This window comes from Burkholderia sp. BCC1638 (assembly GCF_902833195.1).
Taxonomy (GTDB): Bacteria; Pseudomonadota; Gammaproteobacteria; order Burkholderiales; family Burkholderiaceae; genus Burkholderia; species Burkholderia diffusa.
The window spans coordinates 1-474 of record NZ_CADFEC010000127.1 but is presented as its reverse complement, the minus strand read 5'-3'; the positions used below and the strand labels follow the sequence as shown (position 1 = coordinate 474).

The following is a 474-nucleotide window of genomic DNA, read 5'->3' as shown; positions in this document are numbered from 1 at the left end:
CATAACACTCGCGATCGCCAGCGCGAACGCCGCGCCGGCATTCGCCGCCGGCCAGATCACCTTCGTTTCGCAGGGCGGCGCCTATCAGGAGGCGCAAACCAAGGCCATTCTCGATCCGGCCGCCAAGCAGCTCGGCATCACGATCAACCAGGACAGCATCCCCGACGCCTGGCCACAGATCAAGGCGCAGGGCGCCACCGGCAAGCCGACCTGGGACGTGGTGGACACGCCCACCTCGAACTGCCTGCGCGGCGGCCACGATGGCCTGATCGAGAAGCTCGACTATTCGAAGATGCCCAATGCCGCCTCGATCCCCGAGAAATACCGCACGCCGTATTCGGTGCCGTACGAGTTCTATTCGAGCGTGATCGGCTACAACAGGAAGACCGTCAAGAAAGTGCCGCACAGTTGGGCCGACTTCTGGAACGTGAAGGGTTTCCCCGGCACGCGCGCGCTGCGCAACGATCCGCAGAC

The 474-nt window shown here is 64.1% G+C and carries 1 protein-coding gene; it reads left to right on the top strand.

The window, feature by feature from the left end; genetic code table 11:
• Position 1: 1 nt before the first annotated feature.
• A partial coding sequence (locus HWX22_RS31530) for an extracellular solute-binding protein (protein ID WP_347879492.1) occupies positions 2 to 474 on the top strand: 473 nt, incomplete at its 3' end.